The sequence below is a fragment of the Nocardiopsis ganjiahuensis DSM 45031 genome, from assembly GCF_000341085.1.
Classification (GTDB): Bacteria; Actinomycetota; Actinomycetes; order Streptosporangiales; family Streptosporangiaceae; genus Nocardiopsis; species Nocardiopsis ganjiahuensis.
The window spans coordinates 66,893-83,300 of record NZ_ANBA01000018.1; the positions used below are offsets into that span (position 1 = coordinate 66,893).

Sequence of the window (16,408 nt, forward strand, 5' to 3'; positions counted from 1 at the left end):
CATGCCCAACCCTCTCCCCGAACGCACTCAGCGTCTGGTCGTCATCGTCCTGATCGCTGCCCTGGCCGCATTCGGGATCTACTTCAGCCTCGGCGGGTTCGGTGGGTTCGGCGGCGACCAGGCTGAGGAATCGGCCGGGTCGCCTCGTGAACCGCTTACGTCTGAGGAAGAGGCCGAGCCACCCTCCAACCCGGGTGGTCTGGCCACCGTGCCGCCCAGCCCTATTCCGACCACTGAGACTGAGGACCTGGACGTCCTTAACTGGTTCCCGTTCAGCGAGGCTGAGTTCCAGGCGGCGGGTGCCACAGCTCAGGCTTTTGCCGAGGCCTACGGAACCATCGACTACTCCCAGGAGCCCGAGACCTATTACGCCTCCATGGAGGCTCTGGCAACCGACGAGTACGCCCGGGTGCTCTCCGACGCGACCCGGGTCGGGGCCTTCTGGGAAGAGATGAGTGAGGCAGAGGCAGTCGCTGAAGGACGTGCGGAGATCCAGGAGATCCGCACCTTCGGCAGCGACTCGATCACCTTTGTGGTCACCGCCCAGTCCATTACCGAGACCGGGGAGGCCGAATTCGACGAGGACCTCGGAGACTTCGCCGTCACCGTGATTCGCGACAGTGGCTCTTGGGCGGTCTTCGACTTCCAACCTGCTGACGCCGGCCAGTTCGGGGAGGAGTGACCGCTTGATCTCCGCTCTGCGTACCCCCGCCCCCGATGAGCGAAGCGGCTCCTGTCTGACCAGGGTCGCCGTGCTGGCCGCCATTGGTGTGGCCGGTCTGGTCTTCCTGACCTTGATGGTCATCCCAGCGCTCACCAGTAACACCCAAGTGGGCTCCTGGTTGGCTTCCGGGGTGGTCTGTGCACCGAATGCCGATGCCGAGCAGCCGAGTAGCAGCACGTACGCCATGGACACCATCCCGGAGAACTACCTGGAGCTGTACCAGGAGGCGGGGGAGGACCGAGGGGTGCCGTGGAACATCCTGGCGGGTATCGGCCAGGTGGAGTCCCACCACGGCCGTTGGGAGGGACCGGGAATCACCGAGGGCCACAACGACTGGGGTGCCTCCGGTCCCATGCAGTTCGGTTCGCTGGATGGTTCGGCTGCTGGGAACAGCTGGGGCGGTGAGCCGATCCAGCCGGTGGAGGAGCGGCCGGAGCAAGGTTACGGGTTGGACGGCAACGGCGATGGGGTCGTCAACGTCTATGACCCCGCTGATGCGATCCCGGCTGCTGCTGACTACCTCCTGGCGCACGGCCTGGAGGATGACATCAGACGGGCGATCTACGGTTACAACCACGCCTGGTGGTACGTCGATGACGTGATGGAGTGGGCTGAGCGATACGCCGAGGGTGACTTCAACACCTCGGACTCCATCCGAACGGCTGTGCTCTGTGAGCTGGACGAGGAAGGGGTCCCGATCGGTCGAGCCCCGGACGAGCTGACTCAGGCAGTGGTGGACTGGGCTCTTGACCAGCGGGGGAAGCCGTATATCTGGGGTGGAACGGGGCCGGACGGCTATGACTGTTCCGGGCTGACGATGAAGGCCTACGAGAGCATCGGGGTGACGGTGCCTCGTGTTTCCCAGGACCAGTGGAACTTCGGTCCGGAGATTCCGATGGGCGAGGAGCAGCCGGGTGACCTGGTCTTCTTTGATGTGACCCGGGCTGGAGAGCCACCCGGTCCCGGGCATATGGCAATGGTTATTGGCGATGGCCTGATGGTCGAGGCCTGGTGCACCAACTGTGGACCGATCGCGGTGCGCGAGTACGATGACCCCAATCGTGCGGACATCGTGGGGTTCACCCGTCCGCTTGAGCATCCCGAAGTGAAGGCTCAGCTGGAGGCGCAGGCTTAACCGTGGCGGACACGAAGGAAGCAGACTCGAAGCGCAAGGAACCAGCGAAGAAGGGCCTGCACGGGTGGAAGGCTGCACTCGCAGTTTTTGGATGCGGGACGCTCGCTGCCTTCGGTACGTTCGGTGTTGTGGTTGGCGTACTGAGTTTGTTTATTGGGACAGTCTCTTCGGGAATAACGACATCAGAGACCCCTATTAACCAGCCGGGTGCAGGAATTGGTGCCCCTAGGGCTGACCTTGACGTGGGAGAGATGGATGTCTGCACAGACAACCTTGGCAAGCTATCGACTATCACGGTCGATCGCCAAGATTCCGGTGATTCACATGTGGACACCACGGACTCCAGTCAGATCGACATTGATGGGGTTTCGCGCCTTGTAAGCGATGATTGCTTGTGGGAGTTTAAGCCGCACGGTAATTCGACCCCATGGGATTTTGAATTCTCGTATGAGGCAATCATCGATGCTGAGGCAGGCAAGGATCGAGATGAACTTGCCGCATCCAGGTTTGATGAATTGAGGGATGACCTTCCTTCTACGGTAGAGAATGTTGCGTCTGAGAAGGAGTCGCCTTGGGGTGATTCTTCATATTCAGTCTATGGGACTGATGCATCTGGCCGGTCTGTCTACGTGGCTCTTGTTCAGACGCGCAGTGCCGTCTACAGTATCCGCTTTGAAGACAAGGCTGAGCAGAGTGTCGGGCAAGTAGCGGAAAATACATTTCTGCAGGAAGGCAGGAAGGTCACGAACTTCCTCAAGCAGGGGTTCGATTACTGGATTCCTGAGTAGAGGCTCAGCCTGAGAGCTGTTCCGACCGTGGAACTCTAGGCCACGCCGGCCATGAAGTGGTGGCGGCACAGGGTCGTGTACGACTCGTTGCCGCCGATGTGGACCTGCTCGCCCACGTAGATCATGACCCCGTCCACCACGCGAGCGTTGTGCGTGGCTCGGTTGCCGCACCAGCACCGCGCGTAGACCGGCAGGATCTCTATCTTGTCCGCCAGCTCGACCAACCTCTTCGACCCGGGGAACAGCACGCCCTGGAAGTCGGTCAGGATGCCGTAGCAGTACACGTCGATCCCCATGCCGTCCACGACGCCCGCCAGTTGGCCGACCTGTTTGAACGACAGGAACTGGGCTTCGTCGACGATGACGTACGGGGCCTTGCGGTCGGCGATGTCGTCGTAGAGATCCAGGGTGTCGCCGACCTCCACCGCGGGGGACGTCAGTCCCAGCCGCGAGGAGATGATCCCGGAACCGGCCCGGTCCTGCTTCGTGTACAGGATGCCCTCGCCACCGCGTGAGTGATGCTCCTGCAGAGCCATCGTGCTCTTACCCGAGTTCATCGAACCGGTGAAGTACTTCAGCTCCGCCATGACTGTTCCCCGGTCATCATCTGCCGTCAATTGCCGTCATCTGCCGTCCTCGATCGCGGGGGTCAGTCCGGGAGGACAGCGCCCGGCGCACTGCCGAAAGGCTGCCGAGGCCAGCAGCGAAGATACCAGCGGGGGCGGGGAGGCGGGCACAGTCTTCGGAGTTGCCGCGCGCCCCCGATTCCGCTGTCAGCTACCGAACGCCGCTGACCCGGGGCTCGTTTTGGGCTGGTTCCGGGGATGGGCGCGTCCACATGGGGACGGGCCGAAACGGGGAGCGCTGTGACCTGCGTAAGCCGTGTGGGAAGTCGCACGCGTCACCGCCCGCACCCGGTGATCCGTTCGTGACTCCTGAGGCAGAGCGAAGGCGTACCTTCTGGGGTGGTGTCGGCCTTCGGAGGAGGAAGCCCGTGTCGCCAGCTGGGACGGGGAAGTGTCCGAGCGGAAGGGGTACGGGCGGACGGCCGGGGCCCGGTGAGGGTTCGGCCGGCGGTGGGACACCCCGGCGGCACGGTGTTCGTGCGGGGGCGGCCCGGCGCCGTACCGCCTTCACGCCGATGGCTCTGCTGCCGGGAACGGTGCCGGGTATGACGCGCTTCGGGGTGTCCGAAAGTGTTTCGATATATTTGGGCGCGCCTTGTCCTCATTCAAGGTGCAGGCGTGAGGGGGAAAGTGACGTTGCGGCGGGATCAGGTCACCCAATTCGTAGAGAGCCGTTGGTTCTCCAACACCATGCTTGCCGTGATTCTGGTCAATGCCGTCATTTTGGGATGGGCGACTTACGGGGGTTCTGTACTTCCGTATCTCGTTGCCGCTGAGCGGTTCGTGGTCGGCCTGTTCGTCATCGAGATGTTCCTGAAGCTGTACGCCTGGCGCGGCGGCTTCTGGAAGGACGCCTGGAACTGGTTCGACTTCGTGGTGGTCGTGATCTCGTTGGTTCCGGCGGCCGGCCCCTTTGCGGTGCTGCGGATCCTCCGGGTGCTCCGGATCCTGCGCGTGATCACCGCGGTCCCGCAGATGCGTCAGATCATCGGCGCGCTCTTCAAGGCGGTGCCCGGCATGGGCACGGTGATCGGACTCCTGCTGATCGTCGTCTACGCGTCCGCGATCCTCGCCCAGCAGCTGTTCGGGGAGGACGTCCCGGAGTTCTTCGGCGACCTCGGAACGACGCTGTACACGATGTTCCTGCTCATGACCACGGAGAACTGGCCGGACGTGTCGGACGCGGTGCTGGAGCACCACCCTTACGGCTGGCTCTTCTTCGTGCTGTACATCGTGCTGACGGCGTTCATCATCCTGAACCTGGTCATCGGTGTGATCGTCACGTCGATGGAGCAGGAGTTCAGTGAGGGCCGCTGGGAGGAGGACCAGAAGATCGAGGCGGTTCAGCACCGCGCGGTCATGGACCAGCTGGCGGAGCTCAGCGAGCAGGTGCGCCGATTGGAGAGCCGACTCGGGCAAGAGAAAAGCGGCAGCATCCAGAGCGTGGAGGATGCCGCCGCTGAAGTCTCCGTCGTAGGTAGTGAGGCCTACGAGAACTCGGAAACCGGTGAGGGCGGGTCGGGTGGAACGAGGACCCGCCGGGGTGAGTAGAAGAACCGCCGGCGGGCCTTGTTCCTGCCCTCACGAATGATTATGGGGTACGCGCGGATGGCGTCGGACCGGGTTTTCGGGAATCCGGTCCACTTTTTTTGACCGACTGAGTTCGCGCACACCCCGAAGCGGGGCAAAAGCGTCAATCCTGTGGCAGGACAAATACCCCGCGCCCGTGAACCGCGCGAACGCGCCCGATCTCGCCCAGATAGTTCGTGGCCTTAACGATGGTTCCGCGCGCCACCCCAAACTCCTGGACCAACTGGTTCAGGGACGGGATGGCTCTTCCTGCCGGATATCGCCCGGCATCGATGCGCGCGACGATGATCGCGGCGAGCTGCAGCCACACGGGGTCCATGCCCTCGTTGTCGATCTCGCTGTCCGCTGTGTATCCACTAGGCAAGTCCATGTATCGAGCCTGGAGGAGTCAGGTTCAGGAGTGTCGTTTGGGGAAGTGCGCGGTTATCCATGTAACACCCAAGAACAGTGGGGTACAGTAAAGGACCCGTAACGAACGGGACCCCGGCGACGTGCGGACACACGCCCCGGGGCCATGGCCGACCTGACGATGACAGGACGACGATGCAGATCCTACTGCTCTTCCTTGCCGTGCTCGCCGTACCCGTACGGCTCGCACGCCCGACGCGAGGCCTCCACACCTCTCCCTACGGCTACACCCGGGGGCTCGTCTCCGAGCTCCGCCGCCGCTCCCGTCGGGTGCGCCGGTACGCGAACAACCTCCCCGATGCCGTCAGGGGGTGCTGCGCATGAGCGCCCACGGCTTCTCCACCCCGCGTCCCCCCGAACCCGACGCCCGCTCCCGTGCCCTGGCCTCTTCCAACCTGCAGCCCTTCGGCTCCGATCCGCGCAACCCGTCCAACTCGCCCAACCTGTTCAACTCGCCCAACCTGGCCACAACGCTCAACTCGTCCGACTCGCCCGACCCCCGCGTCCCGCAGAGCCACACCCCGCCGCGACCCGTGGTGGGAGCTGTCTCCGCCAAGGAGACCGCGAGCCGCACCGACGAGCTGGTTTCGGAGATCTGGCGGATCCTCGACCACCCGGGGCGGTCGGCGCACGCGGCCCGTACCCTCGCGCGGGCGGACCGGCTGTTCTCCGAGCTCGACCGCCGGATCAGGTCCGGCGAACCCCTGCCGAGCTCCTGGCGGGCGGCCCTGCGCCCGGCTCCGCCGCCCCCGCGTCGCGGCATCGCCTACGAGTACGCCACCCAGTGCTACGACGGGGTGAGCGAGGCGCTGCGTGAGGTCGGGGGAGTGGTGGTCGCGTGGCGGGCGCTGCGGGAGGCGGCGCGGGCGTGGGAACGCCTGGACCGGGCCCTCACCGAACGGGCTCCGCTGCCCGAACCCTGGCTTCCCGCGCCCCCGCGGCAGGAGTAGCCGCTCTTCGGGGCCGGCGACTCCGGCCGACCCCGAATCCGTGCAGTGCGGACCCTTCGAAGCCCGAACCTCCAACCCCGCGAACCCGGGCACCGGGTGGTCGGCCGGACCCAGGCCGCCCACCCGGTTCTTCGTGCTTCCGGCCTCTTCCCTGTCCCGCCCCGCCTCCCCACCGCACGGCAAGACTCGTAAGGTCTCCAAGGAAGCTCGGGGCTTGCTGTGATCGTGCCTGGTGAGGGCCCGGCCCACTGCTCGAGCGAGGACAGTGTCGTCGCTTGCCCAGAGCGAGGGTTCCCCAGGAGGAGGCGGAGGCCTTCACCGCCGTCCTGAAGGACCCCGTCGGGGAGGGCATGGAGATCCACTGGGTGACCAGCCCGTCTTCTGGGCCCCGTACGGCATGTGCCGCACGGGGCCCGCGCACGTACGACCGCGCCGTTCACCCGGGAAGGAGGCCCGGGCACGGTGCGGCGCTCAACCTGGGAGGGAACTCCCGTCACCACGTCCCTCGCGCGTTGCCGCGGTGGTGATCCCCGCAGCCGCCACCTGTGCCTCGACACTGCCGAGTCCGGGTACGGCGCACACCCGCGCCTTGTCGTCGAGCCGGTCCCGGAACTTCGCCAGAGGGACGGCGGTACGTTCGTGTTCCCCTTCCCCGATACGGTCGGCGTCGTCGTGGGCCACCACGTGCCAGAGGATCTTGTTCCCCTCCACCCGGAGACAGGTCACAGCCACGTCGACGGTCATGCCGGGCAGTGTGGCCGAGGTATGTGTCACGGACACGCGCGTGCCCAGGCTCCCCGTTCCCGGCTCCAGGTGCGGACGGAGGGCGTCCAGGCAGGCCCACTCCATCAGGCCGACCATGAAACCGGTCGCCAGGACAGGTGGCACCCTGGCGAACTCCGATGACTCCGGGTAGAGGAAGGGGACGGTCTTCTCCAACGGGACCCGATATCTCATGCTGTGCTCGTCACCTGGCCGTAGACCGTTCAGCATCGTGCGCTCCATCCGCTCGTGGGGATCGTGGTCCCAGGACCGAAGGGCCACTTGGAGCACCTCGTCCGCCAACGGTGGGAGAGAGGGCTCCGGTCGAGGGGAGAAGGGGGCGGCCCTGCCGAGCGCGAAGTCGGCGATCCTCTTCTTCTGGACGTCGGAGGTTCCCGCGGGAGTCAGTGTCACGAGTGCGTCCCGCAGGTGTCTGTCCATCCCGTAGGAGCGAACGCCACCTCTCGCTCCGAGGATGCTGGTGCCTTGTTGCGCGGCTGCCACCGCGTTCTCCGTGGCCGTGAGCTTGGCGGTGAGGAGCCACTCGTCGGCTGGGAACCCGTTGTCCAGGAGGTCCGCGGCCTGGTACGCCATCATTCGGGAGATCTGCAACGTCGAATAGATGTCGGCGATCCGTGCGCGCACGCTCTCCACCGCCGCCAGTGGTCTGTCGTACATCCGTCGGGTGTTGGCGTAGTCGACCACGGTCTCCAGCACCGCTTGATGGATGCCCAGGGCGACCGCGGTGAGGTTGGGTTTGCCCGCCTCCGTGATCGACCGGTGGGCTATCTCGACCCCTTGGCCCTCACGTCCCACGAGGGCGCCCCCGCGCCGGTGCCCTCCGAGGTCCTGGCGACGACACCGTGAACGTCGGCGACATGCGAGTTGGCGATGAACCACTTGCGTCCGTTGAGGACGTAGGAGTCTCCCTCGCGCCGGGCGGTGCATCTCATTCCGAGAATGTGTGAGCCGGACTCGGGCTCGGTGATGCAGATCGAGGCGATCCTTTTCCCGGACGCGAGGTCCGGAAGGTAGCGGGATTTCTGTTCCTCGCTTCCGTAACCGACGAACATGGCCACTCCGAGCTGCGCGGACTGCAGGGAAGCACCGGCCGCGGCCGACAGACGACTCGTTTCCTCGATGGAGACACTTCTGGCGAGATGGTTCGCGCCGAGGCCGCCGTACTGTTTCGGGATGGTCAGGCCGTGCCATCCGGTCGCGGCCAGCAGGGCGATCACACCTCTGTGGACATCGGAGTTCTCGATTTCTTCCGCGATGTCCCTGATCTGTTTCTCGCAGAAGTCGCGGTACGGTGCCCGGATCTGTTCGACTCGGTGGAGCAGTGACATGAATTCTCCTTGCTCTTCGCCGGGATCGCGCCTCGTTGCGCGGGAGGGGGTGGGGTCAGTGGCGGCCGCGAAGCCGTGGCGGAAGCGCGCCCACCAGTGCCGTGGCACCGATGGCGGCGACGAAGCAGACGCAGGCACCGAAGAGCCCCAACGCGTCAGTGAGGGCGCCCACCGCAAGGACCGGAACCGCGGTGGCGGTGTAGCCCACGACGTAGTAGGCCGACACGGCCCTGGCCTGCTCGTGCGAGGGCACGATCTCGCACACTCGGTCGAGGCTCCCCCTGTAGGCCATGCCCTGTCCCAGGCCCGTGACCGCGGCGGCGACCAGGAACCCGAGGGTGGAGCCGTACCCGAGCGAGGGGAGCAGCATGAGGAGGCCGAGCGCGAGGACGACCAGGCCGTCCCTCTGGGAGGTGAGGGACGGCCTGGAGCGCAAGAGGACCTGGGCGAACGCGGAGACACCGAGCATGATCACGACCAGCAGTCCGGCGACCACGACCGGCGATCCGAGGTACTCGCGCGCGAGGGTGGGCACCAACGCCGAATACAGGCCGTTGACCGCGTAGGCGCAGCCGATGGCCAGGGCGGGCCGCAGGAACGCGCGCCGGACACCGGCGGGTACCCCGACTCTGGGGCGCCACGGCACCCGGGTGCCGTGGCGCGGGGGGCGGCTCTCGGGCAGGAGCCATACGGCAGCGAAAGCCGGGGCCAGCAGGAACAGGTGCACGACGAAGACCGTGTGCAGCGGCATCGGCGCGAACTGAGCTGCCAGCCCGCCCAACAGCGGGCCGAAGGCCAGTCCCGCCGAGGTGATCGCCGACGCGGCCAGGGCTCCCCGCCCCGGCCGTGACTGGTTCTCACGCAGCGCGGCCGTCAGGGCGCCGGTGCACAGGCCCACTCCCAGTCCACTCACGAAACGGGCCGATCCGAGTGCTGGAACGCCGTCGGCGGTGGCGAAGACGACGGCGGCGAGGAGCGCGAAGCCCACCCCCGCCACGGAGACGGGCCGTCGCCCCACGTGGTCCGACAGGTGGCCGGCGAGGACGAGGGCTGTGAGGACTCCGGCGACATAGCAGGCGAAAACGACCGTTATGACAAAGGCGGACACCTGCCATTGGGTCCGGTACAGATCGTACAGCGGTGTGGGGACGGTGCTTCCGAGCAGCACGACGAACATCGCGTACACGAGCCAGGCGAAATGGCTCTTCCGGCCAGAGGAAACGGATAGTTTTCGCACGATAACCCACACTCCTGAAAGCGGCCGGTCGGGCGCGGCGGTGCGCTAATTCGCCAGCAAGAGGCTAACACCGGAAAGGCAACTTGTGATGTGAGGATTATGGTCGGTTCCTTGTGGGGCGGGTGGAGGCAGTTTTATGTCGCTCTGAACAGCGAGTACGAACTCCTGTGATCTCCATCTCCGGGGAAATGCTCTTTGTTCGCTTGAATTCATGGCCGTCCATGCTGTATCAGGGTGCGCGCGTGGAGAGCGCGATGCGCCTTGTGGATGTCCACCCTGGTCGCGCTATTGATTAAAGGGTGACTGACCTGTCAGTATGTAACGCATGGGCGAGATGAGTGAGGCCGGTGAGCGGTTGCTGGAGACGGCGATCGAGCTGTTCTACACGGAGGGCATCGGTGCTGTCGGCGTGGACACCCTGGTGGAGCGTGCCGGGGTGTCCAAGCCCACGCTGTACGCCCAGTTCGGATCCAAGGCGGGACTGGTCGCGGCGGTGCTGGACCGACGGCGAAAACGCCGGCAGCGGGCCATCACGGCGTTTCTGGAGGAGCTCGACGCCGACCCGAAGGAGAAGCTGCTGTCGGTCTTCGAATGGATGGCACGGGACCAGAGCCTCGTCGGTTCCCGTGGTTGCCCGTTCGTCAACGCGGCGGTGGAGCTGCCCGACCCCGCCCACCCGGCCCGAGTGGTCATCGCCGAACACAAGGATTGGCTGCGCTCCACCCTGGCCGAGCTGTCGGCCGAGGCCGGGCTCGCCGACCCCGAGGAACTGGGAAACGCCCTTCTCCTGCTCATCGACGGTGCCCACGCGCGGGTCCTCGTCATGGGTGACCACCATGAGATGAGCCGGACCCGGGCGACGGCGGACCGCCTCATCCATGCGTCGTGACACCTGATGCCCGGCGGCACGTGACCGGGCCCCGGCACCGGCCCCGAGGAGGCGGGAGGCGAACACCCTCCCGGGGCCGGGCGGCAGCGGAGCGAGGGTTCAGGAACTGGTGAGGACGACCATCTTCCGGGTCGCGCGGGTCATCGCCACGTAGCGGTCCACCGCACCCTCGACGCCCTCACCGAACCGGTCCGGGTCGACGATCACGACCAGGTCGAACTCCAACCCCTTGGCCAGCTCCGGGGTCAGCGACCGGACCCGCGGCGTCGCCCGGAACGCGGGATCGCCGATGACACAGGCGGTCCCCTCGTCGTTCCCGGCCAGCCAGGCGTCCAGAACCGCACCCAGCTCCGCGACGTCCCCGTAGCCGACCGGGACACCGCTGCTGCGGATGGAGGTCGGCACGTTGGCGTCCGGGAGCACCGCGCGGATGACCGGCTCGGCCTCCGCCATGACCTCCTCCGGGGTCCGGTAGTTGATGCTCAGCGAGGCCAGCTCGACCCGGTCGAAGCCGACCCGCTCCAACCGCTCCCGCCACGAGTCCGCCACCCCGTTCCCGTCGGTGAACCCGTGCCTGGCCTGGGCGCGGTCACCGACGACGGTGAAGCTCCGGGACGGGCAGCGCCGCAGCAGCATCTGCCACTCCGCGTCGGTCAGCTCCTGGGCCTCGTCCACGACGATGTGCGCGAACGGCCCCGCGAGCAGGTCCGGATCGGCCGCGGGCAGGACGGACTCGTCGTCCAGCATCTCCCTGAGGTCCTTCTGGTGCAGCATCGTCACCAGACCCTCACCGTCGTCGTCGGCTTCGAGGATGTTGTCGATGACCGAGGACATGCGCTCGCGTTCGGCGGCCACGGTGGCCTCGTGCCGACGCTTGCGCAGGGACGCCTTCGGGTCGCCGAGACGCTGCCGGGCGGCGTCCAGGAACGGCAGGTCGGAGACGGTCCAGGCCTGGGCGTCCGCGCGCTGCAACCGGTGGATCTCGTCGGCCTCCAGCCAGGGCGCGCACAGGCGCAGGTAGGCGGGGACCGACCACAGGTCCCCGACCAGGTCGGTCGGTTCCAGCAGCGGCCACGCGCGGTGCAGGGTCTCGATCAGCTCCCCCTCCCGCAGCAGCGCGGCCTTGAGCATCTCGGGGGTGACGTCCTCGTCGTCGTGCTGGTCGGAGAGGATCTCGACCAGTTCCGCCAGGATGTGCTCGCGCGCCTCGTTGTGCGGGATGCCCGGGTCCAGCGACCCGAAGGCCTCGGCCCAGTCGGCGGCGCTCAGCCGGAGGTCGAACCAGGGCGTGGAGACCGTCATGGCCTCCTTGGGCGGCCGCTCGTAGAACCGCACCGCCGGCTCGACGGCCTTCACCAGCTCCGCGGACGACTTCAGGCGGGCGACCCCGGGGTCGGACTCGACCCGTGTCGTGACCCCCTCCGGCACGAGGTCCCGCACCGTGCAGGTCTGCACGCCCTCCTCGCCGAGGCTGGGCAGGACGTCGGCCACGTAGGCCAGGTAGGGCTGGTGCGGGCCGATGAACAGCACCCCGCCCCGGCGGTGCCCGAGCCGGGAGTCGGAGTAGAGGAGGTGGGCGGTGCGGTGCAGGGCCACGACGGTCTTGCCCGTGCCCGGGCCGCCGTCGACGACCAGGGCGCCACCGGCTCCCGCCCGGATGATGGCGTCCTGGTCGGCCTGGATGGTGCTGAGCACGTCCCGCATCCGGTCCGACCGGTTCGCGCCCAGGCTGGCGATGAAGGCGGACTGGTCGTCGAGCGCGGCGTTGCCCTCGAACCCCTCCTCGGTGAACACCTCGTCCCAGTAGTCGCTGATCCGGCCGAGGTTCCAGCGGTACCTGCGACGGCTGACCAGCCCCATTGGGTTGGCGTGGGTGGCCGCGAAGAAGGGTTCGGCCGCGGGCGAGCGCCAGTCGACCAGCAGCCGGTCGCCCTCGCTGTCGGTGAGGCCGAGGCGTCCGATGTACACGGTCTCGGTACCACCGCTGCCGTCGGCGGTCACCATGCGGCCCAGGCACAGGTCCGAGCCGAAGCGGCGCAGGGTGCGCAGGCGGGCGGACAGCCGGTGCACCTCCTGGTCACGCTCCAGTACCTCCCGCACCTTTCCGGTGGGTGCCGCGCGGCGTTCGGCGAGTCGTTCGGAGAGGTCGGCGATCGACCGCTCCAGGCTCTCCCGGATGGCTGCGAAGTGTCGGTCGTCGTCGCCGATCAGCTCCGGGGCGGCCTTGGGGGAGAGGCTGTCAGAAAGGTCAAAAGCGCTGTTGACCTGCGTGTTCACGCTGTCTCCCGTGTGGTTGGTTCCTGTCACGGTCGACCATTCTGAGGCACGAGGGGGGTCTTGCGGCAAGCCCCCGGGTGCGCTATACATTAAGAGTGGCAAGGAGTGTCCTTAGACCCCTGGAAGCCCACCGATCGCCCTCCGCCGTTCACCGGCGTCGCAGGGCGATTTTTTTGCGCCACCACCCCTTCCGCCTGCCCCGGCTGGGCCGACTCGCGCCTCACCGGGCCGGACGACGTGAGCCCCCGCCCGCCCGGCCCTCAGCGCCCGGCCCGCGCCGGACCCCTCAGGCGTCGGTGGGCGAGGACTGCATGGCGTCGGCGATCCAGAGGTAGAAGAGGGAGTCGTGATCCAGTTCGTCCTCGGTTCCGTTGATCACCGCCACCAGGTACACGTAGCGGCCGTGGGTGTCGTCGTAGACGGGTTCCTCGGAGGCGGCGTCCTCCTCGGCCATCTGGCGTTCGAGGTCGGGGATCAGCCGGAAAGCGCGGGCCATCCGGTCACGGAACCCGGGGGTGCACGGTGAGTCGGACAGGGCGGCGGCCGCTTCCAGGAAGCGGGTGACGGCCGTTTGGGACCGGTCGGACCTGGGGGACTCACCGGCGCGGTGGGCGGCCATGAGCTCCTCCACGAGTGACCACCCGCTCTCGTGGATGAACTCCTGGATGGGCGGGCTCGCCATGACCCGGGCCTCGGGAACGAAGTAGGTGTCCTGCAGGTAGGTGCGGACCGCGTCGCGAAAGGCCGGGTCCCGCACCAGGTCGGCCAGTTCGATCCAGGCCTCCAGCTGGGCCACCGTGGGGTCCGCGGGCAGGACCGGGCGCATCGCCCGCAACCGGTCGACGAAGCCCTCGGGGACGTCGAGCCCTCGGCCGACGTCGTTCCAGAACTCGTCGACCACCCCTTCGCGTTCCTCGTCGGTCATCGACACCAGCTTGTGCATCAGGCCGGCCCGCGCGGCCGTGGCGCCCTCCCTGAGCAGGGTTCTGAGCACCGCCTGCCGGGCCCGCAGCGTGCGCTCCTGGTGCTCGACGACCTCCAGGTGCGTGGTGAGCAGCTCGTGCAGGGTGCGTTCCCCGGCGAGCAGGCGACGGATCTCGCCCAGGTCGGTGTCCACCTCCCGCAGGGTGCGGACGAGCTCCAGCCGGGCGACGGTGTCGATGTCGTACATCCGGTGCCCGGCCGGGTTCAGCCCCGTGGGCTCGACGATCCCGGCGTCGGCGTAGAAGCGGACGGCGCTGACGCTCAACCCGCTGCGGCGGGCGGCGTCTCCGATGGGGTACAGGTCTGCGCCGGAGCGCGGCTGGTCGTCGTTCATGGGAGCAACAGTGCAACCTCAAGTCGGTTGAGACGCAAGTCGGACCGGCTCGCTCCCGTGGGAGGAAGCGGCCCGGCGGCCCCTCGGACGTACTACTGCGAGTACCAGGGTGGTTCGCGGTCCAGGTGCGGGGGGAGTTCGGTCTCGGAGGGGTCCCAGGTGAGCTCGAGGTCGCGGCGGAGCCGGTGGAGCTCGTGGTCGGGGAAGCGCCGCTGCTGCCAGTAGCCGTCGACGTAGGGGACCGACACCCAGCCGGCCCGCCAGTAGTCGGTCGGGGTGCCGCCGACCGTGATCCGCTTGCTCGGCGGGACCTCTCCGGCTTCGAGCAGGGCGTGGCAGGCGGAGCAGACCGAGACGGTGCGGTCGGCTCCGCCGTCGGGGTTGAACCGGGCCTTCACAGTGAGCGGCCCGTGCGCGGGGTCGAAGAAGCAGGGGGCGCCGCGGTGCGGGCGGGGTCCACCCCGGCCGAGCGCGTCGACGACCGCGAGGAGGTGGCGGGCCTCGGCGATGTGGCCGGTCGCTTCGGTGATCCCGTCGGCGGTTCGGACCTGTGCCTGCTCGTCGAACAGTGTCCGCTCGGCGGCCCGGAGGTGCCCGGCCAGCCGGGTGCGGTCGGCGCCCGACACCGCCGAGGACAGCCGCTTCGCCTCCTCGGCCAGCTGCGACCACTCGGCCCTCAACACCGGACGGTAGGCCGCGACGACCTCTGCGTCCCGAGGCCCTTCACGGAGGCGGAGCAGCACGAACGCCACTGCGGCCGCCGCGACCACGGCCACCGCGGCCACGACCGTGATCAGGGCGGCACCCATCCCGGGCCCGAGCCACAGCACGACCGTGAAGCCGGCCACCGCCAGCAGCACCGCTGCGGCGGACGCGGTCTGCACGACCACCGCCAGATTGAGTTCCCGACGTCTGCTCATCCCTGCACCCTAAAGGCCGCCCGACCACCGGCCCAGGGGGTAGGTGAGAACTCACGGGCACCGCTGACCAGGGCGGCGGGGAACCAGCCATGAGCCGGGTCGGCTCCCTCACCGCGGACGCCGGGACCGCGGGCCGTGCGCCGACTGCCCGCCTGTCCGAGGACCCGGCGCGACGGGTACTCCTGCCCGGGGCCGGGCCCTACCCACGGAACCGCCGGGGCCGGGCAGGGGGAGGACAGGGTTGCGATGACGTCGCGCATCGGATTCGATCTCCGGTTTTCCCTGTTCTGTCGGCCGAAACCGGGATAGGAACGACGAGGACGGGCAGCCAGTCAGCACGGCGCTGAACCCCCCAGCCCCCGATCCCCAGCCTTCGCCTCCAGCCCCGACAGAGCGGACACCCATGAACGTTGAGCCCGAAGACGACGGCCGGACCCCCAGGCAGCGGGACCGGGACCGCAAGTACTGGGCCCACGTCGCCAGAGTCCAGCGCCGCGAGCGACTCGACGGGTGCGTGACCAACGTACGGCTGATCTACCAGTCCCTGCGGCACCGTGCCGAGCGCGGGTCGGAGCAGTGGAACGAGTTCGACCGGCTGTGGCGCTACCACAGCGAGGTCGAGAAGACCGTCTCCCTGCTGTCCCCGGCCGAACAGGACCAGATCCTCGAGGAGTACCCGAAGCTGGCCGCCCAGATCAAGGCCGAGTACGGACTCTGACCCCGCACCCGTGCGGGCGCCCGGGGCCGATCCCGGGGCCGATCCCGGGGCCGGGACCCGTGCTGACCGCGCCGCTCGCGTGGCCCGTGCGGCCCGTGTCGTTCGGATCGCGCGGCGCGGGGCGTCGGTAGTCTGCCGGGCATGACCTTCGCGAACGTGGGGACCCTGGAAGTCCAGCCGGGCAAGCGGGACGAGGTCGTGGCGATCCTGACCCGCCGCAACCCCCAGCTCGACGAGGCCGGATGCCTGCTGTACGAGGTGGGCGTCAGCGAGGAGCACCCGGACACGGTGTTCGTCACCGAGCTGTGGGAGTCGGCGGAGGCACACCGCACGTCCCTCCAGCTGGACAGCGTGCGCGCTGCGATCGCCGAGGCACGGCCGCTGCTGACCGGCCGGATGGGCGGCGAACAGTTCCTCGTCGCCGGTTCCCCCCTGCGCGGCTGAGCCGGCCGGCGCCGCGCCTCCCGGCTCAGGGGGAGGCGCCCCGGTCAGATGTCGTGCGGGCCCGACGGTGAAGGACGCCAGTACCGCGCCCCCGCCGCCAGGACCAGGATGAGGACCGCGAGGGTTCCGACAAGCCAGGCGCTCGGCTGTTCACCCGGGCCGAAGAACGACGGAACGAGCATGACCAGGGCGGCGGAGCACACGGCCATCCCGAGAATGCTGATCACGCACAACCACGTCTTCTGCATACCGACCTCAACGGGGACTGGGGGT

Annotated in this window: 18 protein-coding genes; 9 read left to right on the plus strand and 9 right to left on the minus strand. The window is 67.9% G+C overall.

From position 1 onward, the window contains the following. Position 1 precedes the first annotated feature (1 nt). From D458_RS0125015 to D458_RS36540, 3 genes are read left to right on the plus strand one after another with little or no spacing between them, the layout of a single operon-like run. Positions 2-682, plus strand: a complete 681-nt coding sequence (locus D458_RS0125015) for a hypothetical protein (protein ID WP_017589460.1) — start codon at positions 2-4, stop codon at positions 680-682. Between the two features lie 4 nt (positions 683-686). Beyond that, positions 687-1,859, plus strand: coding sequence for a C40 family peptidase (locus D458_RS0125020; RefSeq protein WP_017589461.1), 1,173 nt, complete (start codon positions 687-689; stop codon positions 1,857-1,859). A 2-nt stretch (positions 1,860-1,861) separates the two neighbouring features. Beyond that, positions 1,862-2,647, plus strand: coding sequence for a hypothetical protein (locus D458_RS36540; protein WP_152521239.1), 786 nt, complete (start codon positions 1,862-1,864; stop codon positions 2,645-2,647). Between the two features lie 35 nt (positions 2,648-2,682). Here D458_RS36540 and D458_RS0125025 read toward each other — a convergent pair whose 3' ends face one another. Next, on the minus strand, positions 2,683-3,234 hold the full coding sequence (locus D458_RS0125025; RefSeq protein ID WP_017589462.1) for a thymidine kinase: 552 nt from the start codon (positions 3,232-3,234) through the stop codon (positions 2,683-2,685). A gap of 729 nt (positions 3,235-3,963) precedes the next feature. On the opposite strand from D458_RS0125025, the gene D458_RS0125030 reads away from it, so the two are divergent. Beyond that, positions 3,964-4,824: an ion transporter gene (locus D458_RS0125030; RefSeq protein ID WP_239648066.1), complete on the plus strand. Its 861-nt coding sequence runs from the start codon at positions 3,964-3,966 to the stop codon at positions 4,822-4,824. Positions 4,825-4,966: 142 nt separating this feature from the next. Here the strand turns inward: D458_RS0125030 and D458_RS0125035 are convergent, their stop codons facing one another. Continuing rightward, a complete protein-coding gene (locus tag D458_RS0125035) occupies positions 4,967-5,233 on the minus strand; it encodes a GntR family transcriptional regulator (protein ID WP_017589464.1) in 267 nt (88 codons plus the stop codon). 173 nt (positions 5,234-5,406) lie between these two features. Here D458_RS0125035 and D458_RS35785 point away from each other — a divergent pair, with 173 nt between their 5' ends. Together D458_RS35785 and D458_RS34205 are read left to right on the plus strand one after the other, a co-directional pair. Continuing rightward, the gene (locus D458_RS35785; protein ID WP_083936423.1) at positions 5,407-5,595 is read left to right on the plus strand and encodes a hypothetical protein; all 189 of its coding nucleotides are present in this window, start codon (positions 5,407-5,409) and stop codon (positions 5,593-5,595) included. Next, the gene (locus D458_RS34205; RefSeq protein ID WP_239648061.1) at positions 5,592-6,221 is read left to right on the plus strand and encodes a hypothetical protein; all 630 of its coding nucleotides are present in this window, start codon (positions 5,592-5,594) and stop codon (positions 6,219-6,221) included. The genes D458_RS35785 and D458_RS34205 overlap by 4 nt, the downstream gene beginning before the upstream one ends. A 471-nt stretch (positions 6,222-6,692) precedes the next feature. Here the strand turns inward: D458_RS34205 and D458_RS35130 are convergent, their stop codons facing one another. From D458_RS35130 to D458_RS34220, 3 genes are read right to left on the minus strand one after another with little or no spacing between them, the layout of a single operon-like run. Beyond that, complete coding sequence (locus D458_RS35130) at positions 6,693-7,799, minus strand: thioesterase, FlK family (RefSeq protein WP_017589466.1); 1,107 nt, start codon at positions 7,797-7,799, stop codon at positions 6,693-6,695. After that, positions 7,769-8,332 carry an acyl-CoA dehydrogenase family protein gene (locus tag D458_RS34975; RefSeq protein WP_017589467.1) on the minus strand — a complete coding sequence of 188 codons (564 nt, stop codon included), beginning with the start codon at positions 8,330-8,332 and terminating at the stop codon, positions 7,769-7,771. Before D458_RS34975 ends, D458_RS35130 begins: the two co-directional genes overlap by 31 nt. A 55-nt stretch (positions 8,333-8,387) precedes the next feature. Continuing rightward, positions 8,388-9,569, minus strand: a complete 1,182-nt coding sequence (locus tag D458_RS34220; RefSeq protein WP_204366924.1) for an MFS transporter — start codon at positions 9,567-9,569, stop codon at positions 8,388-8,390. Positions 9,570-9,894: 325 nt separating this feature from the next. On the opposite strand from D458_RS34220, the gene D458_RS0125060 reads away from it, so the two are divergent. Continuing rightward, on the plus strand, positions 9,895-10,458 hold the full coding sequence (locus D458_RS0125060) for a TetR/AcrR family transcriptional regulator (RefSeq protein WP_017589469.1): 564 nt from the start codon (positions 9,895-9,897) through the stop codon (positions 10,456-10,458). A gap of 99 nt (positions 10,459-10,557) precedes the next feature. Here D458_RS0125060 and helR read toward each other — a convergent pair whose 3' ends face one another. The 3 genes from helR to D458_RS0125075 form a co-directional block, all read right to left on the minus strand. Further along, positions 10,558-12,735 carry an RNA polymerase recycling motor ATPase HelR gene (gene helR, locus D458_RS0125065; RefSeq protein WP_017589470.1) on the minus strand — a complete coding sequence of 726 codons (2,178 nt, stop codon included), beginning with the start codon at positions 12,733-12,735 and terminating at the stop codon, positions 10,558-10,560. A gap of 286 nt (positions 12,736-13,021) precedes the next feature. Then, positions 13,022-14,053, minus strand: a complete 1,032-nt coding sequence (locus D458_RS0125070) for a MerR family transcriptional regulator (protein WP_017589471.1) — start codon at positions 14,051-14,053, stop codon at positions 13,022-13,024. Positions 14,054-14,145: 92 nt separating this feature from the next. Further along, positions 14,146-14,973, minus strand: coding sequence for a hypothetical protein (locus D458_RS0125075; RefSeq protein ID WP_152521240.1), 828 nt, complete (start codon positions 14,971-14,973; stop codon positions 14,146-14,148). A gap of 403 nt (positions 14,974-15,376) precedes the next feature. On the opposite strand from D458_RS0125075, the gene D458_RS0125080 reads away from it, so the two are divergent. Continuing rightward, on the plus strand, positions 15,377-15,691 hold the full coding sequence (locus tag D458_RS0125080) for a hypothetical protein (RefSeq protein WP_017589473.1): 315 nt from the start codon (positions 15,377-15,379) through the stop codon (positions 15,689-15,691). Positions 15,692-15,832: 141 nt separating this feature from the next. Then, positions 15,833-16,135 carry a putative quinol monooxygenase gene (locus tag D458_RS0125085; protein WP_017589474.1) on the plus strand — a complete coding sequence of 101 codons (303 nt, stop codon included), beginning with the start codon at positions 15,833-15,835 and terminating at the stop codon, positions 16,133-16,135. Positions 16,136-16,179: 44 nt separating this feature from the next. On the opposite strand, the gene D458_RS0125090 is transcribed toward D458_RS0125085, so the two are convergent. Beyond that, a complete protein-coding gene (locus D458_RS0125090) occupies positions 16,180-16,383 on the minus strand; it encodes a hypothetical protein (RefSeq protein ID WP_017589475.1) in 204 nt (67 codons plus the stop codon). Between the last annotated feature and the right edge of the window lie 25 nt (positions 16,384-16,408).